We start from the raw sequence: 16241 nt of genomic DNA on the forward strand, positions 1-16241 counted from the left end.
GGTTTCAGATCTTCCCGCTGCAAATTCTCGATGACTTGCTGGTAATCGGTATGCGACCGATCGACAAATGCGGGAATCGTGGCTTTCCCAACGGATTTGGAAGCCCTGAGCCGGCGTGCGCCAAAATTCAAGATCCATCGCTTCTGCTCGGTGGGATGCGGACGGATCGACACGGGCGTTTTGACCCCGTGCAACCTGATACTCTGCTCCAACTCCTCCATGCTCTCCGCGCCGAACTCTTTGCGCGGCTGAGCCGGATCTTCATCAATGTCCTTGACTGGAATTTGAAGCGGGCGCCCCAAAACTTCAGCCGTCACAGTCCGTTCTTTGGCGATCGGATCCGGCACAGGAGCAGGCGCCGGTGCAGTGCGATCGAGAGCCGTGAGATCCAGTGTCGCTGTTATTGGTTTTTTCATTCTGTAACCCCCATCGTATGAGCAACTTTCTGAAAGATCGGTTTGAGATGCATCCACGCATCGCGTGAACTCGTTTTTTGCAAGGTCCAAATCGGCGCCCCCATCGCCTGGGCTTCAGCCATAGCCGTGCGCGAGGGAATGGCGGCCATACGCCCATCATCCAATCGAATGAACAGCGAGGCGAAAGCCGTGCAGAGCTGTTCAAAATTAGCTCGTTGAAACGGCGTCGGCTCCACAAGATTCGGGAGAAGCCCAATGAAGCGGAGATCTTTATTCAACGTGCTTTGGATCTTTAAGACTTGTGCCCGCAGCGCCGCAATGCCGTCGACGGCCTCCTGATTCAATTGAATGGGAGACAACACAAAATCTCCCACCACGAGTGAGGCGAGCACACGAATATCAGGATTGGGATTGGTATCAATAATGGCCACATCAAACCGCTCATCAATTTCGTTGAGAAACAATTTGAGATTCGTCGCGAATTGGTTATGGTCTTCTTCCCGTCTTTCGAGTCTTAAGAGATCTCCATGCGACGGGATCACCACAAAGTTTCCCTCTTCAACAGCGGTGACATGTTCGGTCAATAATTGATTGGCCGTGATCGCCGAGATGGTAGCCAGTTTCGACATACTGATGTTTTTCGAGGTGTTCCCCTGGTGGTCTAAGTCAATGATCAAGACTCGTTTCTTGAGGTATTCGACGAGAAAGTACCCAAGTTGGCAGGCAATCGCCGTTTTCCCCACGCCGCCCTTCTGATTGGCTAAGACCAACGTTTTCATCGACAGCTCTCCTTCTTCACGGACCAGTGAATGCTATCCTCGTCAGTGTCTTTCTTTCCTAATGACATGCGCACGGACGTCGCTCGCACTACCTCGCTTACCTTTTGGCAGATTGCATTGAAGCACCATGATTGAATTTCATAATAATTTCCATTATTTCCAATAATCACCCGTACCTTATCTCCGACATTCATGGCTATACATCATGGAGACTAAACTGCGCTTGAGACGAGATGTTTCATCGAAGCCTGTTTGGAAAATCATCACCCAACGTTTCGGTCGGAGCAGTATCCTAGGAAATGAGAATTGTCAATCCTCTTCAGCCTTGAAAAGACTCTATTTTTTTGTTTGCTCAGTCAGTGCGGTACCCAGTTGACTGACGACTTCATGTGTCGAACGTAGGCAAGCTGGTTATTCGCGCGAAACGTTCATCGATCGTTTCACGAAGAAGCGACAACGACGTCGGATCATAATCATTAAGAACATGATTCTCCAAGAGATGGGCGCGCGTAGGAGCCACGGTGTAGACCACGAGCGGGGTTTTTTGCTCATTAATCAGCGGAGCCACGCTCCTCATACTGTCATACGGCGGCAATGTTGGCGGAGTCTGTGAGTCATCTATAGAATTCCTTTCAACCGTCCTTGGCTGCCGATTTCTATCGAATTTCTTTTCCTGTCCGGCGTGTCGACCTGACGAGAAATTGGAGCAGCTCCCCGTCCTTCGTTTTCGTCATGACGCAATGAGATCCTGCCGATGGCGAGCGGCGAAACTTCCATTCCTTGTACAAGAGACCTCCGGCCGCCACAGCCACCATTCCACCGAGCAACCACCACACGATCATGTGTCCCTCCGGATTTTAGGTTCAATGGCTTTTCGTCTTCGCATGTCCTGTCGCATATGACCGAAACTCTGCAAGGTAGCGTCCACCACCGTGTTCTCTTTTACCATAGTTGCATGGCATTGCATAACTTCCGATACTGCGTTGCTCGTAGTACCGGTGTGGGACTTTCCATTATGCTTGCCTAGTATCCGGCAGTTACCTCGATTCCAAGCGCTTCCATATCCGGCTGTCCGGACAGCAGTAGCGGCCACAGGGGGACTTCTACTTACCCCTTCAAGTTCTAGATCTAATCCCGGTACAATAGATCATCGGCGAATATGACCTTAACTCCTGTCCCCTTCTACATTCTCTGTGGCTCCCTCGGCGCCGGAAAGACGACGCTGCTGATGCGACTATTGGAGCATTGGAAAGCCCAGGACCGACGAACCGGCGTGCTGATGAACGAGGCCGGGTCCGTCAGCATCGATGGTCCTCGAGCCGGCACACTGGCCGAACAGGTCATGAACCTAGCCGGAGGTTGTGTCTGTTGCGACACGAAGGAAGACCTCTCCTGGGGCATCGCGCAACTGGTGCGCGATTATAGATCTGATGTGGTGATTCTCGAATGCTCGGGCCTTGCCGATCCGGCTGAAGTGATCGATGCAGTGACCGATGCCTACACGGCGCGATTGGCTTCTCTTGAACGAGTCATAGCGCTTCTACATCCGGTCTCGACTGAGGAAAGCCATTCCAGCGCCTATGTGACGACACAAGCAATCCGCTGTGCCGATGAACTCGTCTTGAACAAACGGGACCTCTATGTCCCAGGCCATTGGGAGCGATTCCGCGCCGGTATCCTCGAGCAAAATCCCTATGCCCGCCTGTGGGAAACGTCGCACGCGCGGCTCGATGTCGCCGGCATTCTGGCTCCGCATCCCTCCACGAAACGGACGGCACCGACGAATGTGCTGCTCGGCAAGTCGCGACCCGGCTCCTCTCAACGCGCGGTTTACCATCCGATCGCCACGACGATCCCGTTGCCGGGTCCGCTGAATCGCCGGCGATTCCTGACTTGGATCAACACGCTCCCCAAAGAACTCGAGCGGGCGAAAGGCTATTTCCGATTTGCTCAGGAACCGGAGCTGCAAGAATTCCAATCTGCGTTGCCGGGACAGGCCACTATCACATCACTCACTCTCTTGGATGAACCTGAACCGGCCCTGGTGTTGATCGGGAGAGGATACGATGTGGAGCGTCTGCGGGCTGAGCTCTTAGCCATGGTGGAAGAACCGACGCGCCCCGGTTGATTTATGATCCTATCTCCGCTTCTTTAATCGGCGGAGTCACCGCTTCCGAATTCTTCCTGAATGTAGGCCAGCGGAGTAGCGCCCACGCGGCCCCTCCCCCCAGCACTCCTCCCAGTATCCACCCCCCAAGCACATCGGTCACATAATGCGCGCCGACATATACTCGGGCAAACCCGATCAGCGCGACAAGCGGCCAGCTGACCCAACCCGACTTGGGATAAAGGACTTGTACGAACGACGCAATCGCCGCGGTGTTGGCCGCGTGATTAGACGGAAAACTGAACAGGGCTCCACAGCCGTTCGGCTCGATTTTGACTGCTTCGGTAAGCGCCCGGCAAGGTCTGACTCGTTCAAAAACCCATTTGAGCTGTCCTCCGAAAAAATCCGTCAGCCCGACCGCTGCTCCGAGAACCGGGCCTCCCAGCAATGCCTCTCGCCTGTTATGCCAAATCCAATACGCGATGACGCAAGCTCCAGGCAGGTACAGCAGGCTGCGATTTCCCAATTGAAGAAAGAAGTGATCGGCAACGGCCGACCGGCTTGCCAAGCCGTTGATCGCCAGGAAGAGAAGTTCGTCCATGCTCATGCGTGCGACGATAAAGCGTTACCCGTCACCCGTCAAGCGTCAACCGATCTCTTGCTCAATCCCGACGGACCAAATGATAGAAGGAAACGAGTAATCTATTCGGAGTCCGGCTTCATGCCAACAACGATTTCTATTGCTCCTTCCGCCACCGATCGATCAACAACGATGATCGGCTCAAATCTGATGGAATGAAAAGCTTGGGCTACTTGTAGGGCAAATCTGGGTACCTTCTCACGGTCACGAATTCTGATTTCAAAACTATTGATGTTTCCGCCGAAAATGCCTGGGCTCACCTGTGCCTCGTCCCATCCGGCTTCTTTGAGAATATCGGAAATTTGTCCGGCAAACCTGCCTGCTTCTTCATCCCCCATAACGGCGATGATTTTGATCGGCCCTCTGGGAATTGGTTTCAGGTCTTGCAGTAAACGAGCGCGCTGCGCATCTGAAATCGTTCTCCGTTTGATCCGGTCTTTGACTTTCATGAGTTCGCTTTCTGCTCGAGCCGCGCGCTCCCGAAGCGCCGCCGCCTCAACCTCCAGTTTGCCCGCGCGCTCCTTGGCGGCCGCAGTGTCAGCCAACGCTTTGGCAGTTCCTTCATCCGCCCGCGCCGCATCTTTCTTGGCTTCTTCCGATTGCGCCTCAGCGGCTTTAATCATGTGCTCTGCTTGAGCCGTTCGCTCTCGGAGGCCGGCCGCCTTCATTTCCAATGCTCCAACGCGCTTGTTTGCGGCGGCCGCATCCGTCAGTGCTTTTTCTGTTTTCTGGCGTGCTTTGGATACTTCGCTCTCCGCCACTTCGATCCTTGCTGCATATTCCCTCTCAAAATGCAGACGGACTTCTTCTTTCATGTCACTGACCGTGGAAGAGGACCACCAAGACAAGCATCCAAAGATCGCTCCCGCTGCCATGAATCCGACAGATATTTTTCCTGTCCAATTCGCTGGCTGTTGTAACGGAAAGATAGCTCCGGTGAGTACGTGGGTTTTCGACTCGTCCGCCACTCCCGTGTCTTCGTTCAGCGAACGAGTCTTGGAGGAAACCCAAAAATACAAGCCGCCATACAAGACACCAACCAGAGTGAACCCTACAGTGGCTATTCCCGTCCAAAATGCGAACGATTCTAGTGCGGAAGAGCTCATCTCACTGCGCCTGGTTTCGAACCTGAGTCGAGTACCAGAATGATACTGATTGTACGAACGGATTACAAAATCGAGCAAAAGGCCTCGCGTCTTGGCTCCATAGTCCAAGGCAATGCGATGACCACGGCTCAGCATCAAAGATGAAATCCCGCAAGAGTTTCGAGCTGGGATCCAGCGGCTGAGGCAATCGCGATAATCACTGCGCATCACCTCGCGAAGAATAGCGTACAGCAATAGTGAGACCTGATGGGCATCGGCGCTCTCGTCTTGGCCCTCATCAACTTGGCATTCGCGGTGCTAGAAGATCGCCAGGAGACAAACGGAGCGGGATGCGGGCGGCACGAAGAATGCGTTTATGCGTTTAGAGGATGTGGCACAGCTCAGTGGAACAGCGAACCGAACGGGTTGCGGCCTTCGTCAAAGGGACACGGATAGAATGTTGACGCTACTTTATTGTGATTCTGATGGTCAGGCAACTGTCACCGCGTACGGAAATGGATTCGGACCGTCAGCTCGCCGTCCACCGGATCGTCCCCTTTCATTTGGGGATCGAAGGTCCATTTGCCGAGAGCGGCGATCCCCGCGACCGTCAGCTCTCGATGATTGCACGGTTCCAGGACGACGACCGTCACTTTAGCTTCCCGTGAGACGAGCAAGCGCACCTTCATCCAGTCGTCGAGCTCCTTGCCATCCAGCGACGGGGGAATGCGGGGCCATGGAGTCGATTTCGCCACTGGGCCCAGTTGTTGATCCTTGTTCAGCGATAAGCCGTGGACATGCACTTCGGGAAGTTCAAGGACATCCTCTTCATGATCAGAGGCATGCGTGGCCTCCTCGCCGGTCACTGCCTGCGCAGCAATCGGCACAAGGCAAGAACAGACGATCCCACCAGCCAGCAACCAAGTTAGATGTCGCACAATCATGTTGTCCGTCCTTCTGCGCCGCCATCTTGCCTGAACCTTAAACCTGATCTCAACTTTCTTCCCTCATCAGAAGAACCACTGTCCACGGAAGAAAAAGGAGCGTGGCATTCCCGCGCGGGCCACATCGAGGCCGATGCTGCCTTCACCCTTGCTGTAAAAATATTGCTCATCAAACAGGTTGACAACATCGATCCCCAACAACAGTTTCTGTCCATGCCAGGGCAGCGGAATTGTATGGGTAAGGGACAAGTTATAGACGGTATACGAAGGCTCGTGTGAGGAGTTGGTCTTTGCGCCTTCCTCCGAGGTCCGCAGCCCATAACCGTAGAGCATTTGTCCGGAGATGATCGTCCGCTCCAAGAGACGGTAGCTTAACACGGCCGAGCTGGTGACAAACTGTGAGTGATCGCAGAAGACTCCGCTGCCGGACGTGATGTCGTTGATTTCCGCCTGGTCGAGCAAATACTGTCCTGACTGCAGGCCATACCCCTTGCACTGCCCCCATGCCACGTTCCCGCGCAACGTGAGCTTTTCCCTCAGCTGCACCTTCAACGCGGCATCAATCCCGCGCTGCCAGCCTCGTTCGAACGAGAAGTAATTCAACAACGGGGTCTTCCCGAACTGACCGGCGTCGGAAAGAAAATTCGCCAGTTTGTAATAACCCGTCAGCTGCAGCGTCGCAGAGGGCCCCACGGCATGATAACTCCCGACTTCGAAATAATGCGCGCGCTCGGCCCGAGGGCGGAACCCCGTCGGATTCTCCGGAGCGGCCGTTGTGTTTTGAGTATTGAGGTTGTTGAACGCGACCTGCTCGATGTTGGGCGGGGTGAACAGACGACCGTAGTAGGCATGAAACGCGTTGGATTGGTCGTGCTTGTACGTCACCCCGATTCGCGGGCTGACCTGCCCTTCGTTGTAAAACCCTTGTATCACATCGCCCCGCACACCCGCATTGAAAACCCAGTGTTCGTTCGGGCTCCACTGATCTTGCAGCCAAAATTCTTGTCTCGTTTGAATGTTCTGGTTGGAGGCATCCCGCGTTATCACTGGTCCGGACGGCACGCCGCCTCCGGTGTCAAACGCAAAAATCTGCGTCGCATTGTTCGCCCGGGTATAGTCGAACTGCATGCCACTTTTGATCAGATGCTGAGGATTGAGCACCCAGGTATGATCCAAGCGGAAGCCTCCGGAGTAAGCCGTTCGTCTCTGGTTCGAGGCCTGAGCTCCGCTCGCATCGTCCGCGTAGGCCAGCGCGTTCAACGGGTCGGTGTGGAAATCGGCTTCTCCGCGCCGGAAATAGAGTCCCACGCCGAAAAAATTACTCGCATTGACGTCATGCCGCCAAACCAATTGGCTGTACTGATTATTCTCCTTTTGAAACTCGTTGACGGCTCTGGAGTTGACGGGATTGAAGGTCGGATCCTGTGCTTGCAACAGTGCCAACACATCCTGATTGACGGAAAGATTCGGCGTTGTGGGGATCTCATGCTTCGCAACCGCATTGAGAAAGATCCAACTAAAATTGTTGCGGTTGTCGACCTGGTAGTCGCCGCGAAGATAGGTGTTGTTCTTTTCGCTTCGATTGTGAAAGTTCTCGCTCCCTAGCGTCGGTGGTTCGAGCCCTCTTGCGGTGTTGACATAACTATTCAGGGCGTATATGCGGACTTTCTCGCCGACCGTCCCTCCGTACTCGAACGAAGGGTTCACCGTCTCATGAGATCCGCCGAAACCTTGCAGCGACCCGAACCCCGGCCGCGTTCCGCTCTTACTCGTAATGTCTAAAATCAGCGACGTCTTGTTGCCGTATTGGGCTTCCATCCCACCCAGAATGATGTCGGCCCGCTCCCAGGCCCTCGGTGGAACGATATCGGCGAAGGCGCCGGTGACAGTGTCGGGAATGGGAATCCCGTCGATGCGAAACTGCTGGCCGGCATGGTCCTGCCTGATATGCGTCTGCCTGAGAGCTCCGTATGCGACGCTCGGCACGGTCTGGAGCACTTCATGTACGTCAACGTTATTCCCTTTCGGAAGCGCTTCGATTTCCTTGCGGCTGACCTGATAGGTTGCGCTCGAAGACCGGTACTGAATCGCCGGCAACGGAGACACTATTTCAAGGGCGATATCCTTGGTCACGGCCAGCGTCAGGGACAGCGGAGGGATCGGATCCACGCCGACCTTCACGACGACAAATTCGCTCTTATAAGTTTCTTGAACCGCGCTGATAGAGTAGGTACCTTCCTTGGGTATCACTATGGTAAACTCGCCTGCCTGATTCGTGACTCCCTGAACCACGATATTCCCTTCCAAATCGCGCGCCTGGACAATGGCCTGATCCACTCGCCGCAGGTCTTGGTTTTGGACGACACCGCTGATCGCCATGATGGGATTGTTGTTCTGCGCCTGAACAATTGAAGACGGCCCCCAGGCCACTGCCATGATGATCATCCCGAACATCACAGGCCACACACGTCTCACTACCTGGTACCGCATGCCGATCCTCCCTCGCAAACTCGCGATAATAAAGTAGAGTAATGGAATAGGCGGCGCATGGAGCTCGCGGCCTATCGACCATTTGGCTGCTTCGCGTGATAGTCGGTTATACTTGAGGAGGTGCGCGGGAAGGACCGACAAGCGATGGGGCAGCCGAAAGCAGGATGGATTCAGAAGGACGTTCCCGATTCCGGACGACGTCGCAAACGGCTAATCGCGGAAGATCGAGATCAACCGAGCCGGCGATATGGTGCTGGACCCACTGGCAGATGTCGGTATCCGAATGTTCGTGACCATCCGAGTCGACAGCAGCCAGTTCATGGTGGATATCCTGAGCCACTGCGAACGGAGCCAGTCCCAAGATGATGCAAACCATTCCCAATGCGACTCCTGCGCGGAGTAACGATGGGCGGGATCTGTACGTCATCTGAAACAGAGAAAGCATGGCGGTAGAAGAATAGGCATCCATGGCCAGAATTGCAAGAACTGCCGGGGAACGGGGAATAGTGACTCCAATTAACCCGATTTATCGACCGAGTGGATCAGTATGGACTTTTTCGGCATTATTCGGTAGATTGCTGGCCCCCTCAAGATCTCAATACGCGAATGATCTTTGAAGGACGTACCCCTCATGAATAGGCCGATCGACAATCAGCATGTTATTGAGATCAAGGCGTTGCCGTCCCCGCGCGCCATTAAGACCAAACTGCCTATTACCGACCAGGCTGCGGCTCTCGTCGTCGAAACCCGAGAAGCGATTCGCCGAATTCTCCATGGAGAGGATCGTGAAAGGCTCTTGATCATCGTAGGACCCTGCTCCATCCATGACCCCGATGCCGCCTATGAGTATGCCGCCAAGCTGAAGCCGGTTGCCGATACCTTGCGTGATCGTCTCTTGATCGTGATGCGCACGTATTTTGAAAAACCGCGAACCACCGTCGGATGGAAAGGTTTGATTAACGACCCGCATCTGGACGGTACATGCGATATCGCGACGGGGATGGAGATGGCCAGAGGAGTTCTCCTCAAGATCAATCAATTGGGCCTTCCTTGCGGAACGGAGCTCCTGGATCCGATCAGTCCACAGTACGTTGCCGATCTCATCAGCTGGGTGGCGATCGGTGCCCGAACCACCGAAAGTCAAACCCATCGCGAAATGGCGAGTGGTGTCTCCATGCCGGTGGGATTCAAGAATGGGACCGAAGGAAGTTTGCAGGTCGCAATCAACGCAATGATCTCAGCCCGCGCGCCACACCATTTCGTCGGCATCAATGCCGACGGCCAGACCGCGATCATCAGGACCATGGGCAACCCCGACCGCCACATCGTTCTCCGCGGTGGAGGAGGAAGGACCAACTACGAGGAAGAGCATGTCGTAAGGGCTGAAGCGGCGGTTTCCGGAGAAGGCATCGCCCGTCCGATCATGATTGATTGTTCGCACGACAATTCCAAAAAAGATCACACACGCCAAGGCTTGGTCGCCCATGAGGTGCTACGGCAATTCCGTGAAGGCCGCCAAACCATCATGGGTCTCATGCTCGAAAGCAATCTCAATCCCGGCAGACAGGCGTGGAAAGAAGGTGTCGCCCTCCTTCATGGCGTTTCGATTACCGATGCCTGTCTCGGCTGGAACGAGACCGAACATTTGCTGTTTGAGATCGCGACCGCGATCACCCCTAAGCCGGTCTCTTAATCCTATCTACCCGTTTCCAAATCTCAGAAACCAGGATTTCTGTTTTCGATGAATGGTTGTTGACGCCGAGTGGATTGCCCCGCATACACACACCTCCCGATAAGATCTCGCGCGAGCTAAGCTTTGAAATACATGCGGAGGAGTCGGCTTGGCGCAGGTGTCTCCGCTGTCACGAGATTTCGAGATGGTAGCGGTCCAACGTCGTGGCTTTATGACGCGCGAGGTTGGAGAGAGACTTATTGTAATCGACGATGGCCCGCAACTCGTTTCCCTGTGCGATGGAGAGGTCCCGCTGAAAATCGAGCACAAAGCGAGTGGCGCTAAGCCCCACCTTTAACCGTTCCTGCTCGGTTTGCAGTTGCTTCTCGGCTAAGATGCGTGCCGAACGGGTGGTTTCGATACGCTTGAAGTCGGTCTGCACACGGCGCACGGCCTCACGAACGCCGAGAATAATTTGGTGACGAACACTCGCGAGGCTGATTTCGGCATTCTTGGCTTCCAATTGACGCTTCGTGTACGCGCTGATCGCGGCGCGATTGCCGAGCGGGTAGCTGAACACCAGGCCCGCGCCATAGTTGTAGAAGCTTCCGCTAAAGTTTCTCATGAGGGACTCACTATAGTCCCCTCCGAGTCCGGTAAGGCCCATGGTGCCCTGAAACGACAGCGTGGGGAGCAGTTGATTGCGGGCGAATTGTTTATTGAGCTCACTGGACTCGATATGCTTTTTTGCCTGGACGATTTCCGGGCGCTGTTCTATCGCCGTCTCGATGGCTTCTTCAAGGCTAAGAGTCTCGAGATAGGTGATGGGGGCATCGACGGGGGTAAGACGCACATTTTGCCGCAACTCGGCTTCGCCCGGATTCAGGATAGTCCGCAGCTGATCTTCCTCATCGCGAATGGCTTTTTCAGCCACCAAGACCTGCTCCACTCTGGACGCTACGGCGGCCTCCGCCTGGAGCACGTCGACGATGGACATCACGCCGCCTTTGGCCTTGAGGCGGTTCGTGGCCAATAGCTCCTCGGCTGCTTTCAGCGCGGCTTGAGCGACCTTCACATTTTCTCTCGCAAACACCAGTTCCCAATAGTTTTGTTCGACCGAGGCAATGACAGTCATGACCCGGTCCCGAAAGATATGCTGCTCGACGACCGCGTTGTTTTGGGCGACCTTGATGAAGGTGGTGCTCACCGCAATCCCGGCGTTCTTGAGAAGCGGTTGGGTCACTGTAAACGACAAACCGCCGGTCCAGGCGGGGTTGAACAAGAATCCCTCGGCGGGACTCGCGCTGTATCTTGCCGGGCTATAGTTCACATCGAAATTTCCGCCCGTAATAAGCGGGGTCGAAGCGTCGACCGACACGGCATGGTTGCGCTGATCGAACTTCGTGATCTGGTTAAGTAGACCTCCGGTTGCTCCGAACACGGGTCGCTCAAGAGGATCGACCGTCCGGAAAAACTGGCCGTTCACACTCAACGTGGGATCGAACCTCGATTGTTCGAAGACGATATCGGCCATCCGGCTTTCTTTCGTGTGGCGGCTGAGACTGATGTCGAGGTTATTCTGCAGAGCCCGAACCGCCGCATCCGCCAGCGACACCGCTTCATGACGTTCCTGAGGAGTGGGTTGGCTCACATCCAAGCTCCAACTTCGAGACGGAGACACGATGCCGCACAAACCCACGAACATAAGAACTGCAAGCCTGCGTTGAGCCGAACATTTGCAATCCATAACGCCCTCCCGTAAACAGAACCTCCGCCGGATAGCCGACGCAACATTGGCCGAACGCGGTTGGTAGACCACGCTCCCACTAAGGCCTACCGCTCATCCCATTATTGGGACGAGATGACCGGACTTGCCCCTCACGTGCATGAGGAAGTCATATGGCTGTTTCGTCTCCTAAGCCTCGGGCACCTTCGCGCCTCTCGAAAGGATCATATATCCGGCAGGCACCAGGACGAGCGTCACGAGAGTCGACACCACCAGCCCTCCGATAAGTACAACGCCGATCTGACGGCGACCCGCTGCTCCCGCGCCGGTCGCGAGCGCGAGAGGCAAGGCTCCAAGAATCGTCGCGCAGGTCGTCATCAGGATAGGACGAAGTCTCAATGCAGCCGCTTCGATGACCGCCTGGGATCTATCGACGCCGCGCTCTCGCAACTGATTCGCGAATTCCACGATGAGAATCGCATTTTTCGTGACCAGCCCGATCAGGATCACCATACCGATTTGACTATAGATGGTGAGAGTGCCGTCAATCATAGCCAAAGACAGTAATGATCCGGACACTGCCGGCGGTACTGTCAGTAGAATGGTCCAGGGATGCCGGAAACTCTCGAACTGTGCCGCGAGCACCAAAAAGATGACCGCTAGCGCCAGCACGAACGTCATATACAGGTTTCGATTGCTTTCCGCGAATGTTTTGGACTCTCCGGCATAGGCCGTCCGCATACCGGGCTTGATAATATCGCGTGACGTTGTATCCAGATAGTTCAAGGCCTCTCCCAGCGTGAACCCCTCGGCAAGCCCCGCGCTCACGGTGACCGCGCGCATGCGATCGAAATGATTGAGGGCTTGTGGAGCCGGCACTTCCTTGACCGTCACGATATTGTTGAGCTGGACCAATGCGTCGTCATTCCCCCGTACATAAAGTTTACTGATATCCGATGGTGTTGCACGATACCGCTCATCGACTTTGACGATCACCTTGTACTGGCGACCGTTCTGCATGAACGTGTTCACCGGTCTTCCGCTGAGCAATGTTTCCAACGTCCTCCCGATCGAAGCCACGGATACGCCCAGATCCGCGCTCTTGTCGCGAGACGTTTCAACGGCCAAATGAGGAGTATTCAACGCTAAATCCGTTTCGGGTGTGACAAATCCTGGATGGTTGGATAGCCGGGTGACCAGTGTATCGGCGACCTGCTGCAGCTCCTGATAATCCAATCCTCCGATGACAAACTGCACAGGCGTTTTGTCCGACCATTCATCGATCGAAGGAGGATTCATCAAATACGCTTTTACGCCGGCTAACTTCCCGACCTCTCGGTTCAAGCTCGCGACAATCTCTTGCTGACTTCTTGCGCGATCATTCCAATCCTTCAAGGTGACCCAACTGGCGGCGCGGTTAACCATCGGGGGATTGTCTCCGCGCGCCACTACCGTATACGTATGGGCAATCTCGGGTACCGTCTTGAGTATCGACTCCAGCTCTTTGGCATAGGTATCGGTATAGCGAAGGGTGGCGCCTTGAGGGGCGGTGAGGAAGCCGGAAAACCACCCTGCGTCTTCCAGGGGAGCTAATTCGGATGGTAACCGGTTGATGATGGATAGGCTTGCGAGGCTTGCTCCAACCGCCATGATCACGACCGCCGTCCTGGCGTTAATGGCCCAAGCCAGCACATGTCGGTACCGTCGCGCAACACTCTCCGAGAATCGGAGCGCAAATCGGGATCGAGAAAACTGATTGATTTCTTGACGAAGCAAGCGTCCACACATCATCGGTGTCAATGTCAGCGCCACAAAGCCAGACAAAAGCACCGCCGACGCAACGGCAATGGCCAATTCCGTAAATAGTCGGCCGACGATTCCGGTCAGAAATGCTATTGGAATGAACACCGTCACGAGCGAGATGGTCGTCGCGATGACGGCAAAAGCAATTTCGTTCGTCCCCTCGATCGCCGCCCGGATGGGCGGCATGCCGGCGACGATCCGTCGATGAATATTCTCCAACACGATGATGGCGTCATCCACCACAAGCCCCACGGCAAGCACGAGGCCCAGCAAGGTCAAGACGTTCAGCGAGCACCCGGTAAGCGCCATAACGGTGCAGGTCCCGACGATGGATGCCGGGATTGCCACTGCAGGCACGAGCGTCGCGCGTACGCTGCCCAGAAAACAAAAGATCACCAACACGACTAACAGTAACGAAAGCCCCAATGCCACATAGACTTCGTGCAGCGAGCGCTCGATCGGCGTTGAGCTGTCCCACGCAACCGTCAAATCCATTCCCGCCGGGAGTCCCGCCGAAATCGACGGGAGTTGCTCCTTGAGGGCACGCGCCACGGCCAAGGTGTTGGCCTTGGACTGGCGAGACACGGAAATGCCCAACGACGACTTGCCGTTAAACCGGCCGATCTTCCGCGTATCCTCCGCGCCGAGTTCCACGCGCGCGACGTCTTCCAGGCGAACCGGATAGCCGTCACGATAGGCCACGATCAGCGATTCGAATTGCTTCGGGGTGTGTAACGTCCCTTTTAGCGAGACACTGAATTCCACTTGACTGCTTTCGATACGGCCGGCGGGGATCGAGGCATTCTGATTTCGGATTGCGTCTTCCACGTCCTGAACCGTCAACCGACGAGCGGCAAGCCGGTCGGGATCCAGCCAAATCCGCATGGCATAGCGCCGTTCACCGTCGAGGTATGTCGTCGACACCCCTGGAATCATGACCAGCCGTGATTTGATGAACCGATCGGCGACGTCGGATAGCTCCAGTTCGGAATGACTGTCGCTGGAAACGGCGATCCACATGATTTCGGTGTTCTCGGCGGCAGCCTTTTCGACAAAGGGCTCGAGAATGCCCAGCGGCAGCAACGATCGTATCTGGGAAACCCGATCGCGGACGTCATTGGTCGCGCCGTCCAAATCACGTGCTATTTCAAACTCGAGCGCGATCATCGACACTTCCTCGCGGCTGGCCGACGACATTGTCCTCAGCCCTTGAATGCCGCTGAGCGAGTCCTCCAGTGGAGTCGTCACGTCCGATTCGATGACAGACGCGCTGGCCCCCGGATACACTGTTCGGACCGAGATAATAGGCGGCTTAATGTCGGGATATTCTCGAACCGGCAACCGAAAAAAACTCAACACCCCGAACAAAATCAACAGCAGGGTCATGACGACGGCGAATACCGGCCGACGGATACATGTATTGGAAAAGCTCACGCGGATACTCGATGGAACTGATTGGCAATAGTCATAGCGGGAGAGGCTGTCTGTCGCTACTCGGATGATTTGATCGAAACAAGCTCGCCGTCCTGCAACTTGTGGGTTCCAGTCCGGACCACGACATCCCCTTCTTTCAATCCTGATCGCACCTGGACCATGCCTCGTTCACGCACCCCTACCGTGACTTCTTTCAGTCGGACGGTCCGTTCTTCGACCTGAAACACCATTGGCTTATCCTGACGAAGAAATTCGGCTTCTTCCGGGATCAGAAGCGCATGGGTATCTTCCCCGACATTGAGCCGAACCGTGACAAAGAGACCGGGGCGCAGAGTGCCCGCCTGATTTGGAATCGATGCGCGAACCGAGACCGTCCGGTTGGTCGCATCGACCCGCGGATCGATCGCCGTCACATGTCCCTCAAACGCCGTGCCGGGAAACGCATCTGTCATGACGACGAGCTGTTGGCCCACATGAAGACGACTCAGCCATGCTTCAGCTACCTTGAAGTCCACGTGCAGGGTGCTCAAATCCTCCAGATTCACGATAGCTTGCCCAGGCTGTATATAATCTCCGACCGAGACGCGACGAAGCCCCACGGTTCCACTGAACGGCGCGCGGATGACGGTTTTTTTCAGGCGAGCCGCGTACAGGAGGCTGTTCGATGCCGCCGCGTGCCAGGCCATTCTGGCTTCATCAATCTGCTGAGCCGGCACAATGACCTCTTGCTGATCGTTCAGTCGCTTCAATCGCTCGTACGTCACCAGCGTCATCTTCTCCTCCGCCGCCGCCTGGTTGACTTGCGACTGAAGCTCTTCCGGGTCCAGTTCGACAAGAGGAACCGCGCGTTCGACGGACTGGCCATCTCTAAAGTGTATGCGGCGGATCACCCCGGCGATTTCAGGTCTCACGGTGATCGAGGCAATCGCCTCCAGCGTACCCACGGCCTGGATCGATTCTGTGACCGAACCGACGACGACGGGCGCGACTTCTACCAAAGTATGCTGCTCAGATGCTGGGGAGGCAGTCGAGGATTCGCTGGTTGACCACCCCCCCAATCTGACGGCAATGATCAGGACGACCAGCAGAGCAACCCCGATAGCGATGGTGAAACTTTTCGACTTCATAATTTGCGGTCAATTCTA

General features: G+C 55.4%; 14 protein-coding genes. 2 read left to right on the plus strand and 12 right to left on the minus strand.

From position 1 onward, the window contains the following. The 4 genes from ACOSYY_RS02425 to ACOSYY_RS02440 all read right to left on the minus strand — a co-directional run. Nucleotides 1–416: ParB/RepB/Spo0J family partition protein (locus ACOSYY_RS02425; RefSeq protein ID WP_421660679.1), on the minus strand; the 416-nt coding region annotated here is incomplete at its 3' end. Next, nucleotides 413–1195, minus strand: coding sequence for a ParA family protein (locus ACOSYY_RS02430; protein ID WP_421660680.1), 783 nt, complete (start codon nucleotides 1193–1195; stop codon nucleotides 413–415). The genes ACOSYY_RS02430 and ACOSYY_RS02425, both read right to left, overlap by 4 nt. A gap of 385 nt (nucleotides 1196–1580) precedes the next feature. Further along, complete coding sequence (locus tag ACOSYY_RS02435; protein WP_421660681.1) at nucleotides 1581–1763, minus strand: hypothetical protein; 183 nt, start codon at nucleotides 1761–1763, stop codon at nucleotides 1581–1583. Between the two features lie 88 nt (nucleotides 1764–1851). After that, nucleotides 1852–2037, minus strand: coding sequence for a hypothetical protein (locus ACOSYY_RS02440; protein WP_421660682.1), 186 nt, complete (start codon nucleotides 2035–2037; stop codon nucleotides 1852–1854). A 317-nt stretch (nucleotides 2038–2354) separates the two neighbouring features. On the opposite strand from ACOSYY_RS02440, the gene ACOSYY_RS02445 reads away from it, so the two are divergent. Next, a complete protein-coding gene (locus ACOSYY_RS02445) occupies nucleotides 2355–3323 on the plus strand; it encodes a CobW family GTP-binding protein (protein WP_421660683.1) in 969 nt (322 codons plus the stop codon). A 1-nt stretch (nucleotide 3324) separates the two neighbouring features. Here the strand turns inward: ACOSYY_RS02445 and ACOSYY_RS02450 are convergent, their stop codons facing one another. The 5 genes from ACOSYY_RS02450 to ACOSYY_RS02470 form a co-directional block, all read right to left on the minus strand. After that, nucleotides 3325–3903, minus strand: a complete 579-nt coding sequence (locus tag ACOSYY_RS02450; protein ID WP_421660684.1) for a phosphatase PAP2 family protein — start codon at nucleotides 3901–3903, stop codon at nucleotides 3325–3327. Between the two features lie 101 nt (nucleotides 3904–4004). Beyond that, a complete protein-coding gene (locus ACOSYY_RS02455) occupies nucleotides 4005–5048 on the minus strand; it encodes a flagellar export protein FliJ (RefSeq protein ID WP_421660685.1) in 1044 nt (347 codons plus the stop codon). A 479-nt stretch (nucleotides 5049–5527) separates the two neighbouring features. Then, on the minus strand, nucleotides 5528–5971 hold the full coding sequence (locus ACOSYY_RS02460; protein ID WP_421660686.1) for an energy transducer TonB: 444 nt from the start codon (nucleotides 5969–5971) through the stop codon (nucleotides 5528–5530). Nucleotides 5972–6037: 66 nt separating this feature from the next. Then, nucleotides 6038–8461 (minus strand): TonB-dependent receptor, encoded by a 2424-nt coding sequence (locus tag ACOSYY_RS02465; RefSeq protein ID WP_421660687.1) that lies wholly within the window; start codon nucleotides 8459–8461, stop codon nucleotides 6038–6040. Nucleotides 8462–8567: 106 nt separating this feature from the next. Further along, nucleotides 8568–8837 carry a hypothetical protein gene (locus ACOSYY_RS02470; protein ID WP_421660688.1) on the minus strand — a complete coding sequence of 90 codons (270 nt, stop codon included), beginning with the start codon at nucleotides 8835–8837 and terminating at the stop codon, nucleotides 8568–8570. A 255-nt stretch (nucleotides 8838–9092) separates the two neighbouring features. Here ACOSYY_RS02470 and ACOSYY_RS02475 point away from each other — a divergent pair, with 255 nt between their 5' ends. Continuing rightward, a complete protein-coding gene (locus ACOSYY_RS02475) occupies nucleotides 9093–10154 on the plus strand; it encodes a 3-deoxy-7-phosphoheptulonate synthase (RefSeq protein ID WP_421660689.1) in 1062 nt (353 codons plus the stop codon). Between the two features lie 169 nt (nucleotides 10155–10323). Here ACOSYY_RS02475 and ACOSYY_RS02480 read toward each other — a convergent pair whose 3' ends face one another. The 3 genes from ACOSYY_RS02480 to ACOSYY_RS02490 all read right to left on the minus strand — a co-directional run bounded on the left by ACOSYY_RS02480 (nucleotide 10324) and on the right by ACOSYY_RS02490 (nucleotide 16223). Continuing rightward, on the minus strand, nucleotides 10324–11784 hold the full coding sequence (locus ACOSYY_RS02480) for a TolC family protein (RefSeq protein WP_421660690.1): 1461 nt from the start codon (nucleotides 11782–11784) through the stop codon (nucleotides 10324–10326). A gap of 264 nt (nucleotides 11785–12048) precedes the next feature. Beyond that, entirely contained in the window at nucleotides 12049–15096 is a 3048-nt protein-coding gene (locus ACOSYY_RS02485) for an efflux RND transporter permease subunit (RefSeq protein WP_421660691.1), read from the minus strand. A gap of 56 nt (nucleotides 15097–15152) precedes the next feature. Further along, a complete protein-coding gene (locus tag ACOSYY_RS02490) occupies nucleotides 15153–16223 on the minus strand; it encodes an efflux RND transporter periplasmic adaptor subunit (protein ID WP_421660692.1) in 1071 nt (356 codons plus the stop codon). Between the last annotated feature and the right edge of the window lie 18 nt (nucleotides 16224–16241).

This window comes from Nitrospira sp. BLG_2, assembly GCF_049222245.1.

Bases quoted from the DNA above. Each gene is read 5' to 3' on its own strand.
- ACOSYY_RS02475 (WP_421660689.1), top strand. From the start codon at position 9,093: ATGAATAGGCCGATCGACAATCAGCATGTTATTGAGATCAAGGCGTTG.
- ACOSYY_RS02450 (WP_421660684.1), bottom strand. From the start codon at position 3,903: ATGGACGAACTTCTCTTCCTGGCGATCAACGGCTTGGCAAGCCGGTCG.
- ACOSYY_RS02430 (WP_421660680.1), bottom strand. From the start codon at position 1,195: ATGAAAACGTTGGTCTTAGCCAATCAGAAGGGCGGCGTGGGGAAAACG.
- ACOSYY_RS02460 (WP_421660686.1), bottom strand. From the start codon at position 5,971: ATGATTGTGCGACATCTAACTTGGTTGCTGGCTGGTGGGATCGTCTGT.
- ACOSYY_RS02490 (WP_421660692.1), bottom strand. From the start codon at position 16,223: ATGAAGTCGAAAAGTTTCACCATCGCTATCGGGGTTGCTCTGCTGGTC.
- ACOSYY_RS02440 (WP_421660682.1), bottom strand. From the start codon at position 2,037: ATGATCGTGTGGTGGTTGCTCGGTGGAATGGTGGCTGTGGCGGCCGGA.
- ACOSYY_RS02465 (WP_421660687.1), bottom strand. From the start codon at position 8,461: ATGCGGTACCAGGTAGTGAGACGTGTGTGGCCTGTGATGTTCGGGATG.
- ACOSYY_RS02445 (WP_421660683.1), top strand. From the start codon at position 2,355: ATGACCTTAACTCCTGTCCCCTTCTACATTCTCTGTGGCTCCCTCGGC.
- ACOSYY_RS02470 (WP_421660688.1), bottom strand. From the start codon at position 8,837: ATGGTTTGCATCATCTTGGGACTGGCTCCGTTCGCAGTGGCTCAGGAT.
- ACOSYY_RS02455 (WP_421660685.1), bottom strand. From the start codon at position 5,048: ATGAGCTCTTCCGCACTAGAATCGTTCGCATTTTGGACGGGAATAGCC.